This is a genomic window from Lysinibacillus sphaericus (genome assembly GCF_005217585.1).
GTDB classification, from domain to species: domain Bacteria; phylum Bacillota; class Bacilli; order Bacillales_A; family Planococcaceae; genus Lysinibacillus; species Lysinibacillus sphaericus.
Map to the genome: position 1 here is coordinate 50,190 of NZ_SZPT01000011.1, position 24,299 is coordinate 74,488.

The window sequence follows — 24,299 nt, forward strand, 5'->3', positions numbered from 1 at the left end:
GTAATGGGTTGAACGTTATTGTTTGTGAAAAAAGTTTATACTAATAAGGAGAGAAATAACGAATTAGGGGCGATACTTTATGAAAACAATAGTTGTATTAGGTGGCGGCATTACTGGTTTATGTACGATGCATTATTTACAACGCCAAGTATTGCAAAAAAACATAGATGTCAAACTAGTGCTTGTTGAGAAAAATCCCTACTTAGGTGGTAAGTTACATTCCGCTTATGAGCAAGGATTCATTATGGAAACGGGTGCTGACTCGATTGTGGCTCGTCATAAAGGGGTCATGGAGCTGGTGCAGGAGCTTAATTTCGAACGGGAGCTAGTGTACAACGAAACAGGGGTATCTTATATCTATACAAATGACGAATTACATGCGATCCCTGCTGATTCAACATTCGGTATTCCAATGAGTTTAGCGTCTCTTGAAGCGAGTACACTAGTATCAGAAGCAGGTAAACAACAGGCATTACAAGATTTAACAATGCCGAATAAAGGCTTTACTAAGGACAGCTCAATCGGTGAGTTTTTAACATATTACTTAGGGGAAGAACTTGTACAAAATCAAATTGCACCAGTATTAGCTGGGGTATATTCGGGTGACCTCCATCAACTGTCGATAGCATCTACCTTACCGTACATAATCGACTATAAAAATGAGTACGGTAGTATTATTAAAGGTTTTGAGGCAAATCGCGAACAATTTGTAAAAGCTTCCAACAAAAAGTTTATTTCGTTTAAACAGGGCTTATCATCACTTATCCATCGTCTTGAAGAAACGTTAACAAATGTAGAAATTATTAAAGGCGTAGCGACAACCAATGTAAAAAAACATGAAGAACATTATACAATTACATTAGCAGATGGAAGCATGTTTGAGGCTGAGCACGTAGTATTAGCACTGCCAAATGAAGCCGTACAAAGCTTATTACAGGACCCATCATTGGATCGCTATTTTAAAGAATTTACTACAGCCTCTGCCATCACCATTTACCTAGGCTTTGATGTACCAGACGCAGTGCTACCGGCAGATGGGACAGGCTTTATTGTGTCACATAACTCGAATGTACAATGCAATGCCGCAACATGGACAAGCCGAAAATGGAAACATACATCTGCTAATAGCAAATTGCTCGTGCGCCTCTTTTATAAGAGCATTAACCCTGCGTATGAAACATTACGTATGATGACAGATGAAGAATTGACAGCTGTAGCATTAGAAGATGTAAAGAAAAGTTTAGGCATTGATGAAAAACCAATGGTTGTAAATGTAGCCAAGTGGATCGATCAAATGCCAAAATACGATTTGGCACATCATGAGGCGTTGAAAGGCTTAACAGCGGAGCTTACAGAACGGTATCCCAACTTATCGATAGCAGGTTGCTCATATTTCGGCGTAGGTATTGGTGCTTGTATTCAAAATGGTAAAAAAATAGGCGAAGCGCTTGCGGAAAAACTAGTATCACGGTGAAGTTAAAGCTAAAATAATATTTTTTTCGTGAGAAATCTTCTTTGTTAAGTGAAATAGTCTTGACTCTATCGCCTGTAAACGATATGATTCTTTTAATTATTTGAAAAATTCATACTATATTCTTATCAAGAGAAGCCGAGGGACTGGCCCTATGAAGCTTCAGCAACCAACTTATGTCAGGTGCTAAATCCAGAAGACCTTATTGGTCGAAGATGAGAAGGAACAACAATTGCGATTCGTTAAAGCCTTCTTTTTGTAAAAGAAGGCTTTTTATATTTTGGATACAAGGAAAGAGAGGGCTACGATTTATGGGATTGCTAGAAAAGTTAAAAACACATGTGCTTACTGCGGATGGAGCCATTGGTACAGTATTATATGGCTACGGCTTAGAGTACTGTCATGAGGAAATGAATGTACAAAGACCGGAGTTAATTGAAAAAATTCATAGAGAATATATAGCTGCTGGTGCAGATGTCATTCAGACCAATACTTACGGTGCAAATGCGATTAAATTAGCACGTTACGGCTTAGAATCACGAGTGCAACAATTTAATGAAGCGGCAATCACGATTGCAAAACGAGCGGCAGCTGATGGCGGGCAATTTGTTTTAGGGACAATTGGGGGCATCCGTGGCATTCGTAAAAGTGATGCTACATTAGAGGAAATATTATTGACTGTTGAAGAACAAGCAAATGTGTTACTTGCAGGCAATCCTGATGGTCTTTTACTTGAAACGTATTATGATTTTGAAGAGTTAAGTGCAACGTTAAAAATGTTACGCAGCAAAACAGAGCTACCAATTATTGCACAAGTATCCATGCATGAGCCGGGTGTGTTGCAAAATGGAATGACGTTAAATCAAGCATTACATGAGTTACAAGCTCTTGGTGCAGATGTAGTAGGCGTCAATTGTCGTTTAGGTCCCCATCATACAATTCAAGCATTTGAAGGTGTGGAGCTTCCTGATAAAGCATTTATGTCAGCATATCCAAATGCGTCACTACTAGATTTAGAGGATGGGCGTGTCGTTTATGAGTCAGAAGCTGATTATTTTGGCCGAGCGGCAGTTGCATTGCGTGACCAAGGTGTTCGTTTAATCGGTGGATGTTGTGGTACGACACCTAAGCATATAGCAGCTGCGAAGAAATATTTAGAAGAGTTAACGCCGGTTGAAGCAAAGTATACGAAACCTGAAAAAGTAGAGATTGTGCGGGAAGCGGAACCTGCGACATATGAACCGCTACATGAAAAGGTGAAGCGCGAACGTTCGGTTATCGTAGAGTTAGACACTCCGAGACATCTAGAAATTGACGGTTTTATTCAAGGGGCAAAAAAATTATATGAAGCAGGTGCAGATGTCGTGATGATGGCTGATAATTCGCTTGCGTCTCCCCGCATTAGTAATGTCGCTATGGGTGCGTTATTAAAGGAGACACATGGTGTACGACCGTTGACGCATATTACGTGCCGTGACCGTAACTTAATTGGTCTACAATCCCATTTAATGGGCTTAAATGCACTTGGCATTCATGATATTTTAGCGGTTACTGGAGATCCAACAAAGGTAGGAGACTTCCCAGGTGCCACAAGTGTTTATGATGTTTCATCCATGGAGCTTATTCAATTAATTAAACAGTTGAATGAGGGGATATCATTTTCCGGTAAGCCACTTCGTAAGAAAGCAAATTTTTCTGTTGCGGCAGCATTTAACCCCAATGTTCGTGTATTAGATCGTGCAGTAGCACGCTTAGAGAAAAAGATTGAACATGGTGCGGATTATTTTATTTCTCAACCTGTTTATACAAAAGAAAAAATTGTGGAAATTTATGAAGCAACAAAGCATTTAGACGCCCCAATTTATATTGGTATTATGCCAGTAACGAGCTATAAAAGCGCCGAGTTTTTACATCATGAAGTACCAGGGATTAAATTATCAGACGATGCACTATCACGTATGAAGGCGTGTGGTGAAGATAAAGAACGTTCAACATTAGAAGGGATTGCAATTGCCAAAGAGTTAGTAGAAGTAGCGGCAGAATATTTTAATGGTATTTATTTAATTACACCGTTTTTACGCTATGATATGACGCTTGAATTAATGAAATTTATCGGACAATTGGATGAACAGAAAAAAGGAGTAAGTATAGATGGCTAAGCACTTGATTGAAGAGCAACTAGAGAAACGAATTTTAATTCTGGATGGCGCAATGGGTACAATGCTTCAAAATGAAAACTTATCAGCAGAAGATTTTGGTGGTGAGGAGCTTGATGGATGTAACGAGAATCTTGTATTAACTAGACCCGATGTGCTTGAAAAGGTTCATCGAAAATATTTAGAAGCTGGTGCGGATATCATTTGTACAAATACGTTTGGCGGTACACCTCTCGTATTAAATGAATATAATCTTGGGGCTAAGGCGGAAGAGATTAATAAACGTGCTGTGGAAATTGCACGCAAAGTAGTGGATGAGTTTTCTACTCCAGAATGGCCACGTTTCGTTGCCGGAGCGATGGGCCCAACGACGAAAACATTATCAGTCACTGGCGGTATTACCTTTGATGAACTAGAAGAAAACTTTTATGTACAGGCAAAGGCTCTAATTGAAGCAGGTTCAGATGTACTGCTACTTGAAACGAGTCAAGATATGCTCAATGTAAAAGCGGGGACACTAGGGGTGTCACGTGCGTTTAAAGAGACGGGCAAAGAATTACCGGTGATGATATCCGGCACGATTGAACCGATGGGTACAACATTAGCAGGGCAAACAATTGATGCTTTTTACATATCAATCGAACATATTAAGCCGCTTTCAGTCGGTTTAAACTGTGCAACTGGTCCAGAATTTATGACCGACCATATTCGTTCACTAGCAGAGCTTTCTACTGGCTATATTAGCTGTTATCCGAATGCAGGTTTACCGGATGAGGAAGGTTGCTATCATGAATCACCCGAATCCCTATCACAAAAATTAAAAGGTTTTGCGGAAAAAGGCTGGCTGAATATTGTCGGTGGTTGTTGTGGGACAACACCAGCCCATATTGCAGCAATTAGAGAAGTACTGAAGGATGCAAAGCCACGTCAATTACCTGAAGCTACACATGGTCATGTCGTATCGGGTATTGAACCTTTAGTGTACGATGATTCAATGCGTCCATTATTTATTGGGGAACGAACAAATGTTATTGGCTCTCGAAAATTTAAAAATTTAATTATTGATGGTAAATATGAGGAAGCGGCAGAAATTGCACGTGCGCAAGTGAAAAATGGTGCACATGTTATTGATATTTGTTTAGCGAACCCTGACCGAGATGAATTGGCGGATATGCGTGGATTTATGCAGGAAGTTGTGAAAAAAGTTAAGGTTCCACTGGTTATCGACTCCACAGATGAAAAAGTAATCGAGGAAGCATTGAAATTTTCTCAAGGGAAAGCCATCATTAACTCTATTAACCTAGAGGATGGAGAGGAACGTTTTGACGCCGTAATGCCATTAGTGAAAAAATATGGTGCTTCTTTAGTTGTCGGTACGATTGATGAGCAGGGGATGGCAGTAGATCGTCATCGTAAATTAGAAATTGCTGAGCGTTCTTATCAATTATTAACGGAGAAATGGGGCTTGGCTCCTGAAGATATTATTTTTGACCCGTTAATGTTCCCGGTAGGTACTGGAGATGAACAATATATTGGATCAGCACTTGAAACAATTGAGGGCATTCGTCTTATCAAAGAAAAAATGCCACGTACGTTAACGGTACTCGGTGTCAGTAATATTTCTTTCGGCTTACCACCAGTTGGCCGTGAAGTTCTGAACGCTGTTTATTTATATCACTGTACACAGGCGGGCTTGGATTACGCGATTGTAAATACAGAGAAATTAGAGCGTTATGCATCGATTCCTGAAGCGGAAATTAAGCTAGCAAATGATTTATTGTTTAATACAAATGATGAAACATTAGCGGTTTTCACTGATTTTTATCGTGATAAAAAGAAAGAGAAAACAGAAGCGGATATTCCGAAAACGGTGGAAGGGCGCTTAGCTTACTATATTTTAGAAGGAACAAAAGAGGGGCTTATTGAAGACTTAGATGCCGCTCGTGAAATTTTTGAGGCGCCGCTTGATATTATTAATGGGCCGCTGATGGAAGGGATGGCTGAGGTTGGCCGTTTATTCAACGATAATCAGCTTATCGTAGCAGAAGTATTACAATCAGCGGGTGTTATGAAGGCTGCTGTAGCACATCTTGAGCAATTTATGGAAAAAAATGAGGACAGTTCTGGTAAAGGTAAAATGGTGCTCGCTACTGTAAAAGGTGATGTGCATGATATCGGTAAAAACCTAGTAGATATTATTTTAAGTAATAATGGCTACAAAGTCGTTGATTTAGGTATTAAAGTAACGCCAGCTCAGTTAATTGAAGCGATTCGTAAAGAGAAGCCTGATTTCATCGGACTATCTGGCTTACTCGTTAAATCTGCTCAGCAGATGGTGATCACTGCGCAAGACTTTAAGGCTGCTGGTATTGATGTGCCGATACTAGTAGGAGGGGCGGCGTTGTCTCGACGCTTTACTGAAACGAAAATTGCTAATGAATATGAAGGACCTGTCATTTACTCAAAAGATGCGATGCAAGGGCTAGAGCAAGTGAATCTGTTAATGGGTAGTGAGACGCGAGAAAACTTTTTAGCTGAAATAGCAGAGTCCCGCCAAAAACGATTAGAAGCAGATGAAAAACGTGCAGCACGACCTGCTAAAGAAATTACAGTGAAGCCTGTACGTACTGTGAAAGATGCACCGGTGTTCCTGCCAGCGGATGTTCGCCGTCATGTGAAAAAGGAGTACTCGGTGTCGCATCTATATCCATATGTAAATATGCGAACATTACTAGGGCATCACTTAGGGCTAAAAGGACAAGTTCAACAATTACTAGATGCAGGGGATACGCGAGCAACAGAATTAAAAGCATTGGTGGATGATTATTTACAAAGTGATATATTGAAACCTTCAGGCTTGTATCAATTCTTCCCAGCACAAGCTGATGGAGATGATGTCATCGTTTATGATCCTGCCGATAGTAAAACGGAAATTGAACGCTTTACATTCCCTCGCCAACAGGTGGAGCCATTTATGTGTTTAGCAGATTTCTTGAAAACAGTAGAAAGTGGAGAAATGGACTATATTGCATTGATGGTTGTCACAGCTGGTCAAGGTGTAATGGCGACAGCTCGTCAATTAAAAGAAGAAGGGAAGTTCCTTGAAAGTCATGCCCTTCAATCAACTGCTCTTGAGCTTGCTGAGGGCTTTGCGGAACGTATGCACCAAGAAATTCGTGATCAATGGGGCTTCCCAGACAATACAGATTTCACGATGCGAGACCGTTTTGCTGCGAAATATCAAGGGCAACGTTTCTCATTTGGCTATCCTGCATGCCCAAACTTGGAGGACCAAGAAAAATTATTTGGTTTGCTCAAGCCAGAAGATATAGGGGTTCATTTGACAGAAGGCTTTATGATGGAGCCAGAAGCTTCCGTATCAGCAATAGTTTTCGCGCATCCAGATGCGAGATATTTTAACGTGTAATTTTGCTAAAAATGCTTTATCTTTATGAAGAACACTTTAACGGTCAACGATTAAAGTACATGTGAGCGACGGATATTACTGATTGTGAACGGATGTTATCCAAACCTGTTCACAATCTGTGTTTCCTTTGTGGCTTGTCGAATGAACTATTGTGCAATGCATACCCTGCTGTTATCGGTGGGGTTCTATTTCTTTTTAGGTGAGGACGTGAACTGGATGATTCGATTTATGGAAGAAAAAGATTTACCTGAGGTTTTAGCTATTTATAACGATGTTATTTTAACAAGTAAAGCTGTATATAGGTATGAAATACAATCGTTAGATGAGAAAAAGCAATGGTTTCTTGAGCACCAAGCAGCGGGTAACCCGTTGTTAGTTTTTGAGGAAGATGGAGTAGTGGCGGGTTTTGCAAATTACAGTCAGTTCCGCCCTTATCCAGGTTATAAGCATACGATGGAGCATTCGGTATACGTACACAAGGACCATTATCAGAAAGGCATTGCCAGTAAGTTAATGCATCAATTGATTGATATCGCAGAGAAACAGGGTGTGAAGACTTTAGTTGCCGGTATCGATGGCGAAAATATTGGCAGTATTAAGGCGCACGAGAAGCTAGGCTTTGAATATGCAGGAACAATTAAAAATGCGGGATACAAATTTGGAGAATGGTTGGATTTAGTATTTTATCAACTACATTTAACGGGACCTAAAAAGTAAAAAGGCAGCGCTAATAAAGTAACAACAGCATCGCTAACGTGTTGAAATAACCTTAGCGGAGAGCGGAATTTTAAAGCGCTGGCTTTTGAGTATGACAAATGTCATATGCTTTTTATGATGTTTGCGTCTGTTGCTCGCTATACTCTTGTTTTATGATGATATCATAAGCAAAAGGAAACGAGGGAAAAAAGGAATGGCAACAGATAAAGAAAAAACGAAAAAGTTGCGCCAAGATGTAGCACCATTTGCGAAATCAGACACAGGTAAAAGTGTTTTTCAAATGGTTAACACAATAGCGCCGTTGATCGTCCTATGGATTGCTGGTTATATGTTGGTTGATATTTCGCCATGGTTAACTGCAGGTTTAAGTGTTATTGCTGCTGGTTTTGTCGTAAGAACATTTATTATTTTCCATGATTGTACCCACGGTTCATTTTTCAAAAGCAAAAAGGCAAACGACTGGGTTGGCTTATTAACTGGGGTACTAACATCGTTCCCTTATGAAAAATGGAAACGTGAGCATACAATTCACCATGCAACAAGCTCGAACTTAGATAAGCGCGGTATTGGTGATATTGATATGATGACAGTAGAAGAATATTTACAATCTTCTAAAGGTCAACGATTATGGTATCGTTTTTATCGTAATCCACTTGTAATGTTCGGCTTAGGTCCTTTATATATGGTATTAGTTTTAAATCGTTTTAACCGAAAAGATGCGAAGCAAAAAGAGCGTATGAATACGCATTTAACAAATATTATTATTGCCGGCATTTGTGCAGGGCTCATTTACACTATGGGTTGGCAAGCATTTTTATTAGTGCAGGGTGTTACTTTATTTATCGCAGGTGCATTAGGAATTTGGTTATTCTATATCCAACATACGTACGAAGATTCTTATTTCGAGCATGACACTGATTGGGATTATGTGAAAGCAGCGGTAGAAGGTAGTTCATACTACAAATTACCGAAATTATTACAATGGATAACAGGTAATATCGGCTTCCACCATGTACACCATTTAGCTCCGCGTGTACCGAACTATAATCTTGAAAAAGCGCATAAAGAAACGCCACCATTACACACGGCTACTACAATTACGTTACGTACAAGCTTAGAATCGTTACGCTATAAATTATACGATGAAGAACTTGGCAAATTTGTCTCTTTTAAAGAAGTCAATGAAATCATAAAACGAAAAACGAAAGGCAGTATCGCTGCTTAGTCGTTAACAGCCATCTCTTCTTAGGAGGTGGCTGTTTTACATAGTAAGGATAGGCTCGTAGGCAAGCCACTGTATGGCAATGGACGGGCGCAAATATGCTTTTCTTGATATAATATAGGGAAAAGTAGGAAAGAGCGTGAGATTATGATGAGGAAACGGCATAGTATCATTCCGAATAGTCCTATGCTCAGCGTTTATTTATGGATTATTTTTTGTTTTCTCCCGTTTTTCTTTATATTTAGAAAATCATCGTATATTGAAATATCAATAGGCATTACTTTTTTAATGCTCTATTTTATTTTTTACCGATTTTCTGTGAACGCTAAAAACGGGCTTGTTTATATGTGGATTAGCTTTGAGATGGTCATTAATATTACGTTGACTATTTTGTTCGGCTATGTGTATTTATCGATTTTTACAGCCTTTTTCATTGGAAATATCCGTAGACCGGTTGGCTTTTACATAATGTATGGCCTCCATATTGGTTTTACTGTGATATCTACAGGATTTGGTTTCTTTGTTGAGCTACATTTATTTTTATCACAGCTTCCATTTGTTGTTTTAACGATTTTGGCAGTGGTGCTTCTACCGTTAACAATTTATTCGAAAAACAAGCGTGAAAATTTAGAAGGGCAATTAGAAACTGCAAATGAACGTATTGCCGAATTAATTGTTTTTGAGGAACGGCAACGTATAGCAAGAGATTTACATGATACGCTCGGTCAAAAATTATCCATGATTGGCTTAAAAAGCGATTTAGCATCTAGACTTATTGCACGGGATCCTCAGCAAGCATTAATCGAGATAAAAGATATTCGTCAAACAGCTAGTATTGCTTTAAAAGAGGTTCGAGAATTAGTATCGGATATGCGGACAAATAAATTTGAAGATGAGCTTATGCGTATATCTCAAATTTTAAAAGCGGCTGAAATGGAATTTGTTTTTGAGGGGGATGTGGACTCCTTACGTGTCCCACCACTTGTAGAGAATGTGTTGTCCATGTGTTTGAAGGAAGCCGTAACAAATATTGTGAAACATAGCGGCGCAACCAAATGTGAAATAGCCTTCCACCAAAACTTTAAAGAAGTACATTTGATTGTTCGTGATAATGGACAAGGCATTACGAAAAAACAGGCATTGAAAACAGGTAACGGCTTAAAAGGGATGCGCGAACGATTAGAGTTTATTAATGGCACATTTAAAATAGAAAGTGAAAATGGCACTACTTTAACGGTATCGATTCCAGTGACCATTACACATCAAAAGGTTGCAGAAAATCTGAAGAACCTATAGAAAAGAGGGTTATGACATGATACGAATTGTAATCGCTGAAGATCAGGGGATGCTGTTAGGCGCACTTCGTTCCTTACTTAGTATGGAGGAAGATATGGAAGTTGTCGGTTTAGCCAAAAATGGTGAGGAAGCATTGGCGCTTGTAGCAGAGCACCAGCCGGATATTTGTATTATGGATATTGAAATGCCGGTGAAAACTGGGCTTGATGCGGCTGAAGAATTACATGGTTCTGACTGTAAAGTTATTATATTAACAACCTTTGCAAGACCTGGCTACTTTGAACGAGCAAGAAAAGCAGGTGTACGAGGTTACTTACTAAAGGACAGTCCTATCGAAGAATTGGTTAGTGCCATTCGAACAATTGTCGATGGCAAACGCATTTACGCACCCGAGCTGGTTGATTTTGTCTATGAGGATGATAGTGAGAATCCTTTAACTGAGCGCGAAAGTCAAGTGTTGACACTTGTGGCAGAAGGTAAAACGACGAAGGAAATTGCGGCTGAGTTATTTTTATCGGCAGGAACTGTACGTAACTATATTTCCACCATTTTAGAGAAGCTTCATGTGGGCAATCGGATTGAAGCGATTGCACGCTTTAAGGAAAAAGGATGGAATAAATAAGTCTTCTGAATGTACTTTTCAAGGATGAATAGGTATGCTAAACAACAGAGATTTTTCTATCACTACTTATAAGGGAGCAAGATATATGCAAACGATTACTGGTAAAACAGCTTTAATAACTGGTGCGGGTCGTGGTATTGGCCGTGCAACAGCCATCGCCTTTGCGAAAGAGGGCATTAATGTTGGGCTTGTGGGACGCACATTAGAAAATTTACAACAGGTTGCTGACTTATTAAAGGCGTATGATGTCAAGGTGGCATTAGCTACAGCGGATGTAGCTAATTTGCAATCAATCACAACAGCAGTAGAAAGTATTCGTGCTGAGTTAGGGCCAATCGATATTTTAGTAAATAATGCGGGTATTTCAAAATTCGGTAAGTTTTTAGAGCTTTCACCTGAAGATTGGACGAATATTGTAGATGTAAATGTCAAAGGTGTATATTACACAACACGTGCCGTCCTACCTGAAATGATTGAGCGTTCTTCCGGAGATATTATTAATATTTCATCTACCGCTGGTCAAAAGGGTGCTCCAATTACGAGTGCGTATAGTGCTTCGAAAGCGGCTGTTATTGGTATGAGTGAATCGCTGATGTTAGAAGTTCGCAAACATAACATTCGTGTTGTGACATTAACGCCAAGCACGGTTGCAACGGATATGGCAGTGGAATTACAATTAACTGATGGTAACCCAGAAAAGGTTATGCAAGCGGAAGATTTAGCAGACTTAATGGTCGCTCAATTAAAATTACATCCACGTGTTGTGTTAAAACATGCAGGTCTTTGGTCAACAAATCCTTAAAAAGTAGTTGCCCATCAGAAAAAGTGTTGGATTGATTACCATCAATTCAACACTTTTTTGCTATGCCGTTGATGTCCGCTACGGCGGACGCTTTCCGCGGGCACACACGTAAGCCGCAACCCTCGCTAACGCGCGGAATGCCCGCGTCTTACGCTGCGTGCGTTCCCGCAGGAGTCGCCACCTCCGCTACCATCAACTAGTATTATCTGCTAAGTTTTATTTACGGCAAAAGAAATAAATATGTTCTTTTTCATAATAATTAGTAATAATTTAAAAATTACTTTTTACGCTTTGTTAAACGTCCAAGTACGAATGCACCAGCTGCTACTGCAAGAACGGTATTCGTTTTTTTCGTAAATACTTGTTTCGTAACAAGGTTAAGGTTTTGCGGACGTTCCGCTAAACGACGCATAAAGTAACCGTACCAATCTTCGCCGAATGGTACATAGACACAGAAGTTATAGCCTTCTTTCGCAAGCTCTTTTTGCATATCTGTGCGGAAGCCGTACAGCATTTGGAATTCAAATTTTTCGAGTGGAATATTATTGTCTGCAACAAAGCGTTTAACATGTGCAATCACGTTATGGTCATGTGTTGCAATCGATGTAAATTTGCCATGTAATAAATGATATTCAATTAATTCGATAAAGTTTAAATCGATATCTAACTTATCTTGGAAGGCTACATCAGCAGGCTCTTTATATGCACCCTTTACGATACGTAAGCGGTAGTTTTTAAATTTTTCAATATCGTCTTTTGCACGATAAAAGTATGATTGGATAACCGTTCCAACATTGTTAAATGTTTTTGATAGCTCTTCCACCATATCAAATGATGTTTGTAGACGACCGTAATTTTCCATATCAAAGTTAACAAAAATATCATAAGCTGCTGCTTTTTCTACGATCTCATATAGATTGTCATAGCAAAAATCAACATCAATGTCTAAACCTAATTGAGATGGCTTTAACGAAATATGCGCATCCACACCATTTTCATGAATGGCTTCAATGACAGCGAGGATTTGTTCCTTAGCTTTTGTCGCTTCTTCTTCATTCGCAACAAATTCCCCTAGATTATCAACCGTGCAAGAGATATTATGTGCGTTTAAATCTTTGATGCTTGCAATTGTTTCTTCTATATTAGTACCAGCTACCACACTTTGGGCACCTAACTTTAAGCCGTATTTTTTAGCAGCACTATTTAATAGTTGGTTTTCAGATAATTGGATGAAAAAATCGCGTAATAACATGGGTCATTCTCCTCACTGCATTTTTCTTACTAGTATAACATATTTATAGTAATTGTCATGATATCACGAAAACAATTATTCAACTTCCAACAATTGTAACCTTTCGTTAAAAAGCGCAGGATAGCTTAAAAAACCTATCATTATGCTCGATAATGTTGCGGTTGTTAAAAGGGCAAAAATAATTAACAATTGAAATTGTACGGCTTGTATAGGGTCTGCACCGCCAATAATTTGACCACTCATCATACCTGGTAATTGAACAAGCCCAATCGTTTTTTGACTTTCGATGGTAGGGATCATGCTCGCTTTAATCGCATTGATTAGTTGGCGATGAATTGCTTGCTTTGGTGTACCTCCTAGCGATAAGATAAGTTCAATTTCATTTTCGTGACTTGTAATTTCCGCAGTAAAGCGATTTAAAAATAAAATAGATAGTACCATGGAGTTGCCAATTAGCATTCCGCTAATAGGAATTATATACTGTGCAGTTGTAGGAACAATGTTGAAGCCGAGTAAAACTCCTTGTGTGACAATTTCCACCATTACAAGCGTAAACACTATTTTCCACGTAATACCCTTAATACCTTTTCCCTTTTTTCGGGCATTTAAAGTGGCAGCCACAATCATCAATGCCACCATTAGAAAAATATATATAATACTCCCTTCATCAAAGACAAAATTTAAAATATAGCCGACTGCAAGCAATTGAATAATTGAGCGAATCGTTGCAATAATTGTGTCTTTTTCAAGCCCTAGCTTAAATGTCTTTGATAGTACTAGCGGGATTAAAACAAAAATCAATGTTAGCGAAAGTGAAGTATAAGTCATGCGTTTACCCCCTGTATAAATTCAGCGACTCTTGGGTTAGTAGGGGCTTTCAATAACGAGCTTTCACCTGTTTCAATCAGCTCTCCATCCATCATGACCCATGTGTAATGGCCGATCGTGAGCGCTTGCTGTAAATTGTGGGTAATCCAGATAATCGTAACATTATAGTTTTTATTTAATGATATGATAAGTGCTTCAATATCCTGTACAGATTGACGGTCCAATGCGGAAGTAATCTCATCTAACAATAATATAGAAGATTGATTAATGAGAGTACGTGCAATGGATACCTTTTGACGTTGTCCACCAGATAATTCATTAGTAGCGCGGTGTAAAAAGCTGGCATCGAGCCCGACATCTAGTAAATATTGAATGGCATCTTGTTGTGTGAGCTTTTTTCCTTGTAAAGCGAGTGGAAGAGCCAAATTGTCAAATACAGTTCCAGCAATCATAGGCGCTGCTTGAAGAGCAATTCCGACATGTTTTCTTAATGTAGTTGGTTCATAGGTAGTGATTGTTTGATTGTCAATGAATATAAGCCCGTCAGTTGGTGATAATAGTCCGTTACACATTTTTAATAAGGTCGTTTTACCAGCGCCAGATGGGCCAACGAGCGTTGTAATTTTGCCTTTAGGAAATGAACCGGTAATGGACTTTAAAATAGCCTTATCCTTTACTAAAAAGCTCACTTGTTGAAGATGGATAGCGGGCTCGTATATCGTAGTCATGTAGTTGAAACTCCTTTATGCTTATAGGTAAAATAACTGTAGCATGAAATATTTGTTAACTACAGTTATTTTACCTTTTTGCAGTATACTTCTAATCATCATGTGTAAGGAGAATTTTAATGACTATTTTATATGTAGATACACTAACATTCGCACAAGGCGAGATGTATATGATTGCGGCGAATGAAGGGCTTGTCTATCTTGGCACACCCAATACCGCATTTGATGAGGTGGAAAAGTGGGCTCAAAAGCACTTTAAAGGCTACAGTTTTGAAGAAAACAGTGAAAAGCTTAAGCCTTATGTTAAGCAATTCACAGCCTATTTTAATCGAGAGCTGACTGAATTTAATTTACCAATGCATGTGAAAGGAACAGCATTTCAACTAGCTGTCTGGGATGCACTCAAAGAACTTCCTTATGGAACAACCACAACATATGCTGCTATTGCAGAGCGAATAGGCAATCCAAAGGCTGTGAGGGCTGTTGGAAGTGCAATCGGTGCGAACCCGATATTAGCGATTATTCCGTGCCACCGTGTAATTGGGAAGAACGGTAAGCTAACAGGCTTTCGCAGTGGGTTAACGATGAAACAGTTCTTACTTGATTTAGAGAGAGAATAAATATAACAAAAAAGAAACTGCTAGAGATCCGCGCAAATTGATACGGATAGCTAACAGTTTCTAGTGCCTTTTAATGGATAACGTATCTAATTTTTAGACATGTTTTTCGGTCACGTTTGTTTGTGTTTTGCCGATGTGAGTTAAACGTTGAGCAAATGTTTCACCTTGTATAGCGGAGCTTTTAAAAATCTCTTGGTATTCATAAGCAGGTGTACCATGTTCGATCACATCTAGACCTGTAATCTCTTCTTCTGCTGATACACGTAAAGGGACAAATGCTTTAATGATGTATAAGCCTGCTGTGACAGTAACGCTAACCCAAGCAATTGTAGCAATCACACCTATAGCCTGAATACCTAGTAAGCTAATGCCACCACCGTAGAACAGACCTTGACCACCAACATCAAATAGCCCAACTGCAAGTGTACCCCAAATACCACAAATACCGTGGACAGCAATTGCACCAACAGGATCATCTACTTTTAACTTCCATTCAATAAAACGGACACCTTCTACTAATAATGGTGCTGCGATTAAACCAATAATAAGTGAACCAACAATGCTGACGTTTGCGGCACCAGCTGTAATGCCTACTAGACCTGCTAATGCACCGTTGAGAGTTAGTGAGCCATCAATATGACCGTAGCGGAATTTAGTATAGAATGCAGTGGCAGCAACGCCAGCTGCTGCTGCGAAAAATGTATTAGCAATTACTTTTGGAACAAGTGCAGGGTCTGCTGCTAACGTAGAGGCACCATTAAAGCCGAACCAACCGAACCAAAGTAAGAACACACCTAATGCGCCGATAGGAATACTATGACCAGTAATAACGTTAACACGTCCGTTTTCGTATTTACCTAGACGTGGACCAACCATTATGGCTGCTATAAACGCAGCTACTGCACCAGTTAAATGGACAACAGTAGAACCAGCAAAATCGATAAAGCCGAGGTCAGTTAACCAACCTTGACCGCTCCACACCCAATGACCTACTACAGGATAAACAAGTATTGTCATTAGTATGATAACACCGATATAAGCAAAAATATTTGTACGTTCTGCTACTGCACCCGATAAGATAGTCGCACCTGTGGCAGCAAACATTGTTTGGAAAATAAAGAAGGAGAGGTCATCTACACCGTTTAAAGCGAAACCACTTGTTCCGAAGAAGCCTCCTGCTGTGTCGCCGAACATAATGGCATATCCACATAGGAAATAAACAATCCCACCAAGCGAAATGGTTAAGAAATTTTTCATAATAATGTTAACTGCATTTTTAGAACGAGTAAAACCTGCCTCGACCATTGCAAAACCTGCGTGCATAAAGAATACTAAAATTGTCCCAAGCATAATCCAAACTAAATTTACAGATAATAGTACGTCATCCATAACTATCTCCCCCTTATTCTACAGCAATTGATCCGACTTCTTTAGTACGGATACGAATTGCCTGTTCTACTGGATAAATGAAAATTTTTCCGTCGCCAACTTTACCAGTTGCAGCATCGCGTAATAAAACTTCTACAATAGCATCAACTTTTTCATCATCGATGATCATTTCTAATTTCAATTTTGGTAAAAACTCAATTTCATAGGCATTGCCTCGAAACAAACCTGTATGACCTAATTGACGACCGCAGCCAGCGATTTCAGAAATACTTAAACCTGCAATGCCTACTTTTGCAAGTCCGTCTCGTACAGCCCCAAAAACTTCCGGACGAATAATGGCCTCTATTTTTTTCACTCACAACAGCTCCTTGCGTAAATTTAATTTACATATTATAGCGAGTAGATAAATGGCGCAATGTTTTTTTTGATTAGTATGTTAGGTTATATTACATGGTATATTTCGTCTTTCGTAGTAGTTTACTAAAAAGCTATTTATAAAAGGAATGTAAGCGGTACTAAAATTTGTGTCAGAAATGTGAACAGTTCAAAATTTTCTGACTATATATGTTAGGAAACATAACATGGAAACAGAAAAGTGTAAAACGCAAGATTTTGGGTATATAGTGTATACTAGGACTAATTATGAAAGTGGAAGAAGGGATTCCTATGAGATCGAACTATGCTGACGATAGCTTAGCGCTACACACGGACTTGTATCAAATTAATATGGCAGAGTCTTATTGGGCTGATGGCATACATAATAGAAAAGCGATTTTTGAATTATATTTTAGAAAATTACCATTTGGAAATGGCTTTGCCGTATTTGCTGGACTGGAACGCATGCTTGAGTATTTGCGAGATTTTCGCTTTAGTGAGTCAGATATCGCGTATTTACGTGAAGAGGTTGGATATAAAGAAGACTTCATTGACTATTTAAAAAATATTCGCTTTACAGGCGATATGTATTCAATGGTGGAAGGGGAGCTCGTTTTTGCCAATGAGCCAATTGTACGTATTGAGGCACCTTTAGTTGAAGCACAACTAATCGAGACGGCTCTATTGAATATTGTCAATTATCAAACACTAATTGCCACTAAAGCAAGTCGTATTAAGCAAATCGTTAAAGATGAAATGGCAATGGAGTTTGGTACACGTCGAGCGCAAGAAATGGATGCGGCTATCTGGGGAACTCGTGCAGCCTTTATAGGAGGGTTTGCTTCAACTAGTAATGTGCGTGCAGGAAAACTATTTAACATTCCGGTAGCTGGTACTCATGCTCATGCACTTGTACAGGCTTATAAAAATGATTATGATGCATTCCACGCTTATGCGAAACGTCATCGCAACTGCGTATTTTTAGTGGACACCTATAACACGCTGAAATCTGGAGTGCCGAATGCGATAAAAGTGGCAAAAGAACTTGGCGATAAAATTAATTTCATTGGTATTCGTTTAGATAGTGGGGATATTGCTTTCTTGTCAAAAGAAGCACGTCGTATGTTAGATGAAGCAGGCTTCCATGATGCCAAAATTGTTGTCTCCAATGATTTAGATGAATATACAATTTTAAACTTGAAAGCTCAAGGTGCCCGCGTAGATATGTGGGGAATTGGTACAAAATTAATTACAGCTTACGATCAGCCAGCATTAGGGGCTGTCTATAAAATGGTCGCTATAGAAAATGATGAAGGTCAGCTAGAGGATACGATTAAAATTTCTGCTAATGCTGAAAAAGTTTCAACTCCTGGCTTAAAAAGTGTTTATCGTATTATTGACCGTAAAAACGGTAAAGCAGAGGGTGATTACATTACGATGTATGACGAAGACCCTCAATCCGAAGAGCGAATAAAGATGTTCCACCCTGTGCATACATTCGTATCAAAATTTGTCACGAATTTTGAGGCGAAAAACTTGCATCAGCATGTGATTAATAAAGGGGACGTAATTTATGACAATCCAACTTTAGAAGAGATGCGTAATTATGCAGCTGACAATTTAGAACTGCTGTGGGATGAATATAAACGTGCCATGAATCCAGAGGAATATCCAGTCGATTTAAGCCAAAAATGCTGGGATAATAAAATGCGAAATATTGAAGAAGTACGAGAAATGGTCGATCGAATTGTAATAGACTAAGGAGTGGAAGATGTTATGGCATTACAACAGCAAATTATTACCGAATTAAAAGTTTTGCCAACAATTGATGCACAGGAAGAAATTCGTAAATCCATTGATTTTTTGAAGGCATATGCACAAAAATATAGCTTTGTTAAAGGGTTTGTACTTGGTATATCAGGTGGTCAAGACTCTACTTTAACCGGTAAATTAGCTCAACTAGCAGTTAATGAGTTAAATGAGGAAGCAGGCGAGCAGAAGTATTCATTTTGGGCAGTGCGTTTACCATATGGTATTCAAAAGGATGAACAAGACTGTCAGGACGCTATTGATTTTATTAAGCCTACGACTACCTACACGGTCAATATTAAGGAAGCGGTTGATGCAAGTGTTCGTGCTCTAGCTGATGCTGGAGTTGTGCTTAGTGATTTTGTAAAAGGGAATGAAAAAGCACGGGAGCGCATGAAAGTACAATTCTCTATCGCTGCTATGAATAGTGCTGTTGTGTTAGGAACAGACCACGCTGCGGAGGCAATTACAGGTTTCTTTACAAAATATGGTGACGGCGGAGCCGATTTAATGCCTATTTTTCGTCTGAATAAGCGTCAGGGGAAACAATTATTAGCAGCGCTCGATTGTCCAACGCATCTGTATTTAAAGGTTCCGACTGCTGACTTGGAAGAACATCGTCCATCATTGCCAGATGAAGTGGCGCTTGGAGTAACTTATGAGCAAATTGATGATTATTTAGAAGGGAAGCAAATTCCTGACGATGCTCGTGAACGATTAGAGCAACATTATTTACGCTCTCAACATAAACGCCATATGCCAATTACAATTTTTGATGATTTTTGGAAGTAATGCTTATGAGAATAGAGTTGTTCAAAAGTGATAGATACTTTTTGAATAATTCTATTCTTTTTTTATATATTTGGTTCTGTTTGCTTAATTTTTTGCATATAATGTCGATATAAATACCTATAAAGTAAGTAAAATGAAAAGGAGGGTAACTAATTATGAGGACTTCTAGAGTAAATGCGACGACAGGTAGCACTTTTCGTAATGAACAACAGTATTTACATGCTGGTGATATTAGTCATAACTTTAGCCACCATACACAGCAACAATTTAAAAAAAGTTTGCAAAAAAATAAAGAGAAAAAGCAATCAAGTAATAAGAGGCCGATGCAGCAACAACGTCATAATCAACTAGAATCTATTTTTGCAGAAAGCGGAGGCTCTGTTCAAATTCACAATGAACTAAATGAAACAGCTGGAAAATTGAGCCGTCTAAGTAAGCTAAAGAAGCGCCACAATAGTTACCGTACCTCTATATAGCAAAATCAAGTTCGAGAATATAGTTGTTGATTGTGGCGACTCTACTAAAGAACGCACAACCAATCGCTAGTAAAAGTCAGAGAATCAAAGACCCGCCCGTAGCGGACAACAACGGCAAGTGTTAGATTGATTGCAGTCAATCTAACACTTTTTCTCTTTTGTCCTCGCTTTTTTAATCGTTTTAGTTTGTACGAGAATACTTTGACTTCAAGACGTTCGCAAAGTAGTCATATAGATTTTTCCGAATCTTCACAGAGGTTTTCATCTTATTTCACATCTTATCTGTAAAATACTAGGTAGTAACAGAAAAGAATTGGGGGAGCAATAGTGAAAAAATTATGGTTACCAGTACTAGCTACGTTACTAATATTGACAGCGTGTGGTACTGAAAAGGCAGAAGTGAAGGAAGAAAAAGCGAATTCAGAAGTTGCATCGAAAGAGTCTGAAGTGAAAGATGAATCAGTGCAAGTTGCTTCTTTAGTAGATTCACGATTACAAGAACCACAAGAAGATACAGTTTGCGAAATGTGTAATATGAAGGTTTATATGAAAGACCATGAAATGGGTGTATTTTCTGCTCAAGCGATTAAAGCAGATGGTACAATTGCGTTTTATGATGACATTGGCTGTTTAGTCAATGCAGAGGTTGCGAATAACGAGAAAAATGATAAGTTTGTACGTGATTATAATACAAAAGATTGGGCGAAGGTCGAAGATGTCACAATCGTTAAAACAGATTTAAAATCACCAATGAACTGGGGATATATCTATTTCATTAACAAAGCTGATGCAGATAAGTATTTAGCTGAAAATCCAAAAGCGCATGTAGAAGAATTACAAAAAATTAAAGACGATGCATTAGAGCGCCGTAAAAAGAAAATGCAAGAAAACGCTGAAAAGGAAGCTAATGGAGAATCAGATAAAATGAATATGGAAGAGATGAATCATGAAAGTGATGACCATAATCATTAATACAGAAGGGCTAGGGGAATTTCCTCTAGTCTTTTCTTACTGAACTTGGAGGTACTAAAGGTGAAAAAAATAGGATGTGTCTTATTGTTTTTGCTATGTATAAGTTCGACTGCCTATGCAAAATTTGATATACAGGAGGCAATCGACAGAGCGGAACCTGGTGCCGTCATCAACATTCCAGCAGGTTATTATAAAGGAAATTTGATCGTGACAAAAAACATTACATTGCGTGGAGAAAAAGGCACAGAGATTGCAGCCGTTGGGGAAAAACCAGCAATTCGTATTGAAGGTGCAGACGCAGTAATGATTGACAATATGACGCTATCGGGAAAAAAGGGAATTGTTGCTAGTGAGGTGGAAGGTCTTGCGCTACGACAATTGAAAATTAACGACGTGCATAGTGCTGTGCATATTCAACACGGCGAAAATGTACACATCCAACATGTTGAAATAGTTGGCACACAGGCGCATTATTCAAAAAAAGGTAATGGTATTGCTATTTATCAAAGCGAGAAGATAGTGGTTGAAGATAGTAATATTAAACATGTGCAAGATGGTATTTACGTAGAAGAGGTTGACGGCATTGTTGTGCAACGTAATACGGTAGAGAATAGCCGTTATGGTACGCATTTTATGTATACTGAAAATGCCAAGGCTCTAAACAATACGTATGCGAGCAATGTAACAGGATTGATGGTGATGATGACTAGCGGTATTACGATTAAGGACAATGTAGTCATCCATCATAACGATATGAATGGCAGCGGAGCATTGCTATATGATGTGCAGCGTGCAGACCTTGCTTTTAATACGATGAAGAACAATCGAACGGCCATTGCATTACAAAAAAGTGCAGAGGTTCAAATTATGCATAATAATTTTCAAATGAATCAAACGGCCATTGAAGGGACAAAGGTAGATGACCAAACAGTTGTGTACAATAATCAGTTTACTGGCAATATATTAACAGCTCGCTCCGATCAACAAGGCATTCAATTATCGAGTAATTATTATGATGATTATGTTGGAACGGATTTAAAAAATGATGGTACTGGCGATGTTCCATATGTCGCTGTATCTAGCTTTGGACAATGGATGGTCCGACAGCCAGTGTATCAATATTTTTTAGAGTCACCAAGCGTTGTTTTACTAACTTCCCTCGATCAGCAAATCAATAAAAGCGCGAGGACGGTGCTTGTTGATGAAACGCCGAAACTGATGAAAGACCAAAGTGTTAAAAAAGTAGATATGGATATAGCACAGTTTTTGCTAGGTCTATTTTTTATTTTAAGTAGTGTATGGCTATGGAAAAGAGGTTTGATGGAATGAAAAAGTGGATACTAATAATTTGCGTTAGTTGTTTACTGGCTGTAGGGTGTAGTGAAAAAACGTTTAAACCACGTGACATTGTCAATGAAACCGATGTTTGTAAAGTTTGTAACATGTCAATTGTGCATAACGAGTATGCCGGACAAATTGCCTTGAAAAATGGTGACTATGAAATGTTTGATGATATTGGGTGTTTAATTGAGTATATTGCGGCAAATGGAGACGAAGAGGTTGGAGCTGCATTCATTAAGGATGCAAAAGAGAATAAATGGATTGATGTTTCGAAGGCGACGTTTGTCTACAACAAAGATTATTGGACGCCGATGAATTATGGTGTACTTGCTTTCGAAACACAAGAAGCTGCGCAATCTTGGATGGCTACTGAAGGTAAGGGACAAGTGCTTACTTATGAGGATTTAAGCGATTTTAATTGGGGGATTCATCAGTGATGTACAGCATGCTCATCAAACTTGAATTGAAACAAATGTTGCGCAGTCGGTGGATGCAGTTAGTTGGCTTACTCTTCACTTTTGTTTTTACATCGATTATTGTTATCCAGCAAATGGCACTGCCTGATGTAGAAGGTTTTACTCGTCAAACAGCTTCTTTTTTAAATGTCCTTTTGTTTTTATTGCCTCTATTTATTTTGACAATTGGCAGTATGAGCATTGCTGGTGATATAGAAACAGGGTGGTTTTCTTTATTAAAAACCTATCCGATGACGCGTAAACAATATATTTTTGGAAAGTATTTAGCTACTGTTATTGCCTTTTTATTAATCGTGATGGTAGCGTTTGGTGTTGTTTTAGCACTTGGCGGATTACTTGGTGGCGTACGTTTGCCGTTTATTTTTATAAGTCTGACATTATTATGCATTGCTATTTTTACTTCCTTAGCGTTAGCTATTGGGGCGGTAGCGAAAACGAGATTATTTGCGCTATCGCTGTCGTTAGTTTTATGGTCATTTTTCTTATTGCTTCTGTCGTATGCCTTAATGGCAATTGGCACAGTAGTTGCAGGGCATATTTTACAAAAGCTAACGATTATTGTTATGCATATTAATCCTGTAGAATGGTTGCGCTTTGGTTACTTTATATTTACAAAACAGGCCAGCGTACTTGGTCCATCTTTTTATAATGTGACAGCATTTTATGCATCACCATTGGGCTATGTGGTATATGGATTGGTAACATGTTTGTGGGTAGCTTTACCGCTTGCCTTTACTGCAAGGAGACTAAAGAAGGGGGAGAAGCGGTAGTGTTACTAGAGGCGAATCATCTATCAAATGTCTATAAAAATAATAGGGGACTTAAAGATGTATCCTTTACTGTGCAGAAAGGGCGTATTTTAGCGTTAGCAGGTGGCAATGGAGCGGGGAAAAGTACGCTTATTCGCCTGTTAACTGGACAGGAGAAACCAATGTCAGGGGAGCTAAAATGGCAGGAGAGTCAAGCGATTCGTTATATGCCAGATGATGTAGATTTTCCCTCAATGTTAACGGCAGCAGAAGTATTGCAATTACTGTCCTCTTTGAAAAGAATAGCTAAAAAAGAGCAAGAGCAAGTATTGAAACGCGTTGGCTTGTGGGACGTTAGAAAGCAAAGGGTTCAACAGTTTTCGAAGGGAATGCGGCAACGGTTAAATCTTGCACAAAGTTTACTAGGTGCGGGGTCGCTCCTGATTTTAGATGAACCAACGAATGGACTTGACCCATTTTGGATTGCAGAGTTGAAAAAAATGATGCTTGAACAAAAGGAAATGGGCAATACAGTGATATTTTCTACACATTTACTAGGATTTGTAGAGGAAGTAGCAGACGATGTGTTAGTGTTACATGAAGGAAATATATTACTTTCAGGAGACTTAAATGCAATATTGAGGAATGAAAATGTTTCAACATTAGAGAGTTTATGGTTAAAAAAATTAAATCTGTAACATTTATGTAAATGAAACGTTATACTATTAGGTAGGTTTGTTTGATAAGAAACATCAAACAAACCTCTTTTTATAGAGGCA

At 38.7% G+C, this 24,299-nt stretch carries 22 protein-coding genes and 1 riboswitch; of the genes, 17 read left to right on the top strand and 5 right to left on the bottom strand.

Translation table 11 applies throughout. The features are described from left to right. The first annotated feature begins 79 nt into the window (after positions 1 to 79). The 8 genes from hemG to FC748_RS20855 all read left to right on the top strand — a co-directional run bounded on the left by hemG (position 80) and on the right by FC748_RS20855 (position 11,713). Positions 80 to 1,474, top strand: coding sequence for a protoporphyrinogen oxidase (gene hemG, locus FC748_RS20820; RefSeq protein ID WP_108031227.1), 1,395 nt, complete (start codon positions 80 to 82; stop codon positions 1,472 to 1,474). A 119-nt stretch (positions 1,475 to 1,593) separates the two neighbouring features. Next, a riboswitch (SAM riboswitch) is annotated at positions 1,594 to 1,693 on the top strand. Between the two features lie 89 nt (positions 1,694 to 1,782). Further along, positions 1,783 to 3,630 carry a bifunctional homocysteine S-methyltransferase/methylenetetrahydrofolate reductase gene (locus FC748_RS20825; protein ID WP_024363966.1) on the top strand — a complete coding sequence of 616 codons (1,848 nt, stop codon included), beginning with the start codon at positions 1,783 to 1,785 and terminating at the stop codon, positions 3,628 to 3,630. Continuing rightward, complete coding sequence (metH, locus tag FC748_RS20830; RefSeq protein WP_024363967.1) at positions 3,623 to 7,054, top strand: methionine synthase; 3,432 nt, start codon at positions 3,623 to 3,625, stop codon at positions 7,052 to 7,054. Before FC748_RS20825 ends, metH begins: the two co-directional genes overlap by 8 nt. Before the next feature lie 216 nt (positions 7,055 to 7,270). Next, positions 7,271 to 7,771 carry a GNAT family N-acetyltransferase gene (locus FC748_RS20835; protein WP_025220674.1) on the top strand — a complete coding sequence of 167 codons (501 nt, stop codon included), beginning with the start codon at positions 7,271 to 7,273 and terminating at the stop codon, positions 7,769 to 7,771. A gap of 193 nt (positions 7,772 to 7,964) precedes the next feature. Next, entirely contained in the window at positions 7,965 to 8,996 is a 1,032-nt protein-coding gene (desA, locus tag FC748_RS20840; protein WP_024363969.1) for a Delta(5) desaturase DesA, read from the top strand. 147 nt (positions 8,997 to 9,143) lie between these two features. Next, complete coding sequence (locus tag FC748_RS20845; protein WP_024363970.1) at positions 9,144 to 10,289, top strand: sensor histidine kinase; 1,146 nt, start codon at positions 9,144 to 9,146, stop codon at positions 10,287 to 10,289. A gap of 16 nt (positions 10,290 to 10,305) precedes the next feature. Beyond that, positions 10,306 to 10,911, top strand: a complete 606-nt coding sequence (locus FC748_RS20850; protein ID WP_103978022.1) for a response regulator transcription factor — start codon at positions 10,306 to 10,308, stop codon at positions 10,909 to 10,911. 85 nt (positions 10,912 to 10,996) lie between these two features. After that, on the top strand, positions 10,997 to 11,713 hold the full coding sequence (locus FC748_RS20855) for a 3-ketoacyl-ACP reductase (RefSeq protein ID WP_024363972.1): 717 nt from the start codon (positions 10,997 to 10,999) through the stop codon (positions 11,711 to 11,713). A 277-nt stretch (positions 11,714 to 11,990) separates the two neighbouring features. Here the strand turns inward: FC748_RS20855 and FC748_RS20860 are convergent, their stop codons facing one another. From FC748_RS20860 to FC748_RS20870, 3 genes are all read right to left on the bottom strand, one after another. Further along, positions 11,991 to 12,965: a proline dehydrogenase family protein gene (locus FC748_RS20860; protein WP_024363973.1), complete on the bottom strand. Its 975-nt coding sequence runs from the start codon at positions 12,963 to 12,965 to the stop codon at positions 11,991 to 11,993. Between the two features lie 75 nt (positions 12,966 to 13,040). Beyond that, positions 13,041 to 13,793, bottom strand: coding sequence for an ABC transporter permease (locus FC748_RS20865; protein WP_024363974.1), 753 nt, complete (start codon positions 13,791 to 13,793; stop codon positions 13,041 to 13,043). After that, positions 13,790 to 14,521, bottom strand: coding sequence for an ABC transporter ATP-binding protein (locus FC748_RS20870; protein ID WP_024363975.1), 732 nt, complete (start codon positions 14,519 to 14,521; stop codon positions 13,790 to 13,792). The genes FC748_RS20865 and FC748_RS20870 overlap by 4 nt, the downstream gene beginning before the upstream one ends. Positions 14,522 to 14,640: 119 nt before the next feature. Between FC748_RS20870 and FC748_RS20875 the strand changes: the two genes are divergently transcribed. Further along, positions 14,641 to 15,141, top strand: a complete 501-nt coding sequence (locus FC748_RS20875) for a methylated-DNA--[protein]-cysteine S-methyltransferase (RefSeq protein ID WP_025220671.1) — start codon at positions 14,641 to 14,643, stop codon at positions 15,139 to 15,141. Between the two features lie 93 nt (positions 15,142 to 15,234). Here FC748_RS20875 and FC748_RS20880 read toward each other — a convergent pair whose 3' ends face one another. Together FC748_RS20880 and FC748_RS20885 are read right to left on the bottom strand one after the other, a co-directional pair. Continuing rightward, complete coding sequence (locus tag FC748_RS20880) at positions 15,235 to 16,530, bottom strand: ammonium transporter (protein WP_108031229.1); 1,296 nt, start codon at positions 16,528 to 16,530, stop codon at positions 15,235 to 15,237. Positions 16,531 to 16,543: 13 nt separating this feature from the next. Next, positions 16,544 to 16,885, bottom strand: a complete 342-nt coding sequence (locus FC748_RS20885; RefSeq protein WP_024363978.1) for a P-II family nitrogen regulator — start codon at positions 16,883 to 16,885, stop codon at positions 16,544 to 16,546. Positions 16,886 to 17,196: 311 nt separating this feature from the next. Here FC748_RS20885 and FC748_RS20890 point away from each other — a divergent pair, with 311 nt between their 5' ends. The 8 genes from FC748_RS20890 (at position 17,197) to FC748_RS20925 (ending at position 24,218) form a co-directional block, all read left to right on the top strand. Further along, positions 17,197 to 18,666, top strand: coding sequence for a nicotinate phosphoribosyltransferase (locus FC748_RS20890; protein ID WP_108031231.1), 1,470 nt, complete (start codon positions 17,197 to 17,199; stop codon positions 18,664 to 18,666). 15 nt (positions 18,667 to 18,681) lie between these two features. Beyond that, positions 18,682 to 19,506, top strand: coding sequence for an NAD(+) synthase (nadE, locus tag FC748_RS20895; protein ID WP_108031233.1), 825 nt, complete (start codon positions 18,682 to 18,684; stop codon positions 19,504 to 19,506). A 155-nt stretch (positions 19,507 to 19,661) separates the two neighbouring features. Continuing rightward, positions 19,662 to 19,982, top strand: coding sequence for a hypothetical protein (locus tag FC748_RS20900; protein WP_024363981.1), 321 nt, complete (start codon positions 19,662 to 19,664; stop codon positions 19,980 to 19,982). Between the two features lie 327 nt (positions 19,983 to 20,309). Next, positions 20,310 to 20,954: a nitrous oxide reductase accessory protein NosL gene (locus tag FC748_RS20905; protein ID WP_024363982.1), complete on the top strand. Its 645-nt coding sequence runs from the start codon at positions 20,310 to 20,312 to the stop codon at positions 20,952 to 20,954. 60 nt (positions 20,955 to 21,014) lie between these two features. Continuing rightward, positions 21,015 to 22,283 carry a right-handed parallel beta-helix repeat-containing protein gene (locus FC748_RS20910; RefSeq protein WP_238600229.1) on the top strand — a complete coding sequence of 423 codons (1,269 nt, stop codon included), beginning with the start codon at positions 21,015 to 21,017 and terminating at the stop codon, positions 22,281 to 22,283. Further along, positions 22,280 to 22,732, top strand: coding sequence for a nitrous oxide reductase accessory protein NosL (locus FC748_RS20915; RefSeq protein ID WP_024363984.1), 453 nt, complete (start codon positions 22,280 to 22,282; stop codon positions 22,730 to 22,732). Before FC748_RS20910 ends, FC748_RS20915 begins: the two co-directional genes overlap by 4 nt. Continuing rightward, positions 22,732 to 23,541, top strand: coding sequence for an ABC transporter permease (locus FC748_RS20920; protein WP_227665474.1), 810 nt, complete (start codon positions 22,732 to 22,734; stop codon positions 23,539 to 23,541). The genes FC748_RS20915 and FC748_RS20920 overlap by 1 nt, the downstream gene beginning before the upstream one ends. After that, entirely contained in the window at positions 23,541 to 24,218 is a 678-nt protein-coding gene (locus tag FC748_RS20925) for an ABC transporter ATP-binding protein (RefSeq protein WP_025220668.1), read from the top strand. Before FC748_RS20920 ends, FC748_RS20925 begins: the two co-directional genes overlap by 1 nt. Positions 24,219 to 24,299: the final 81 nt, after the last annotated feature.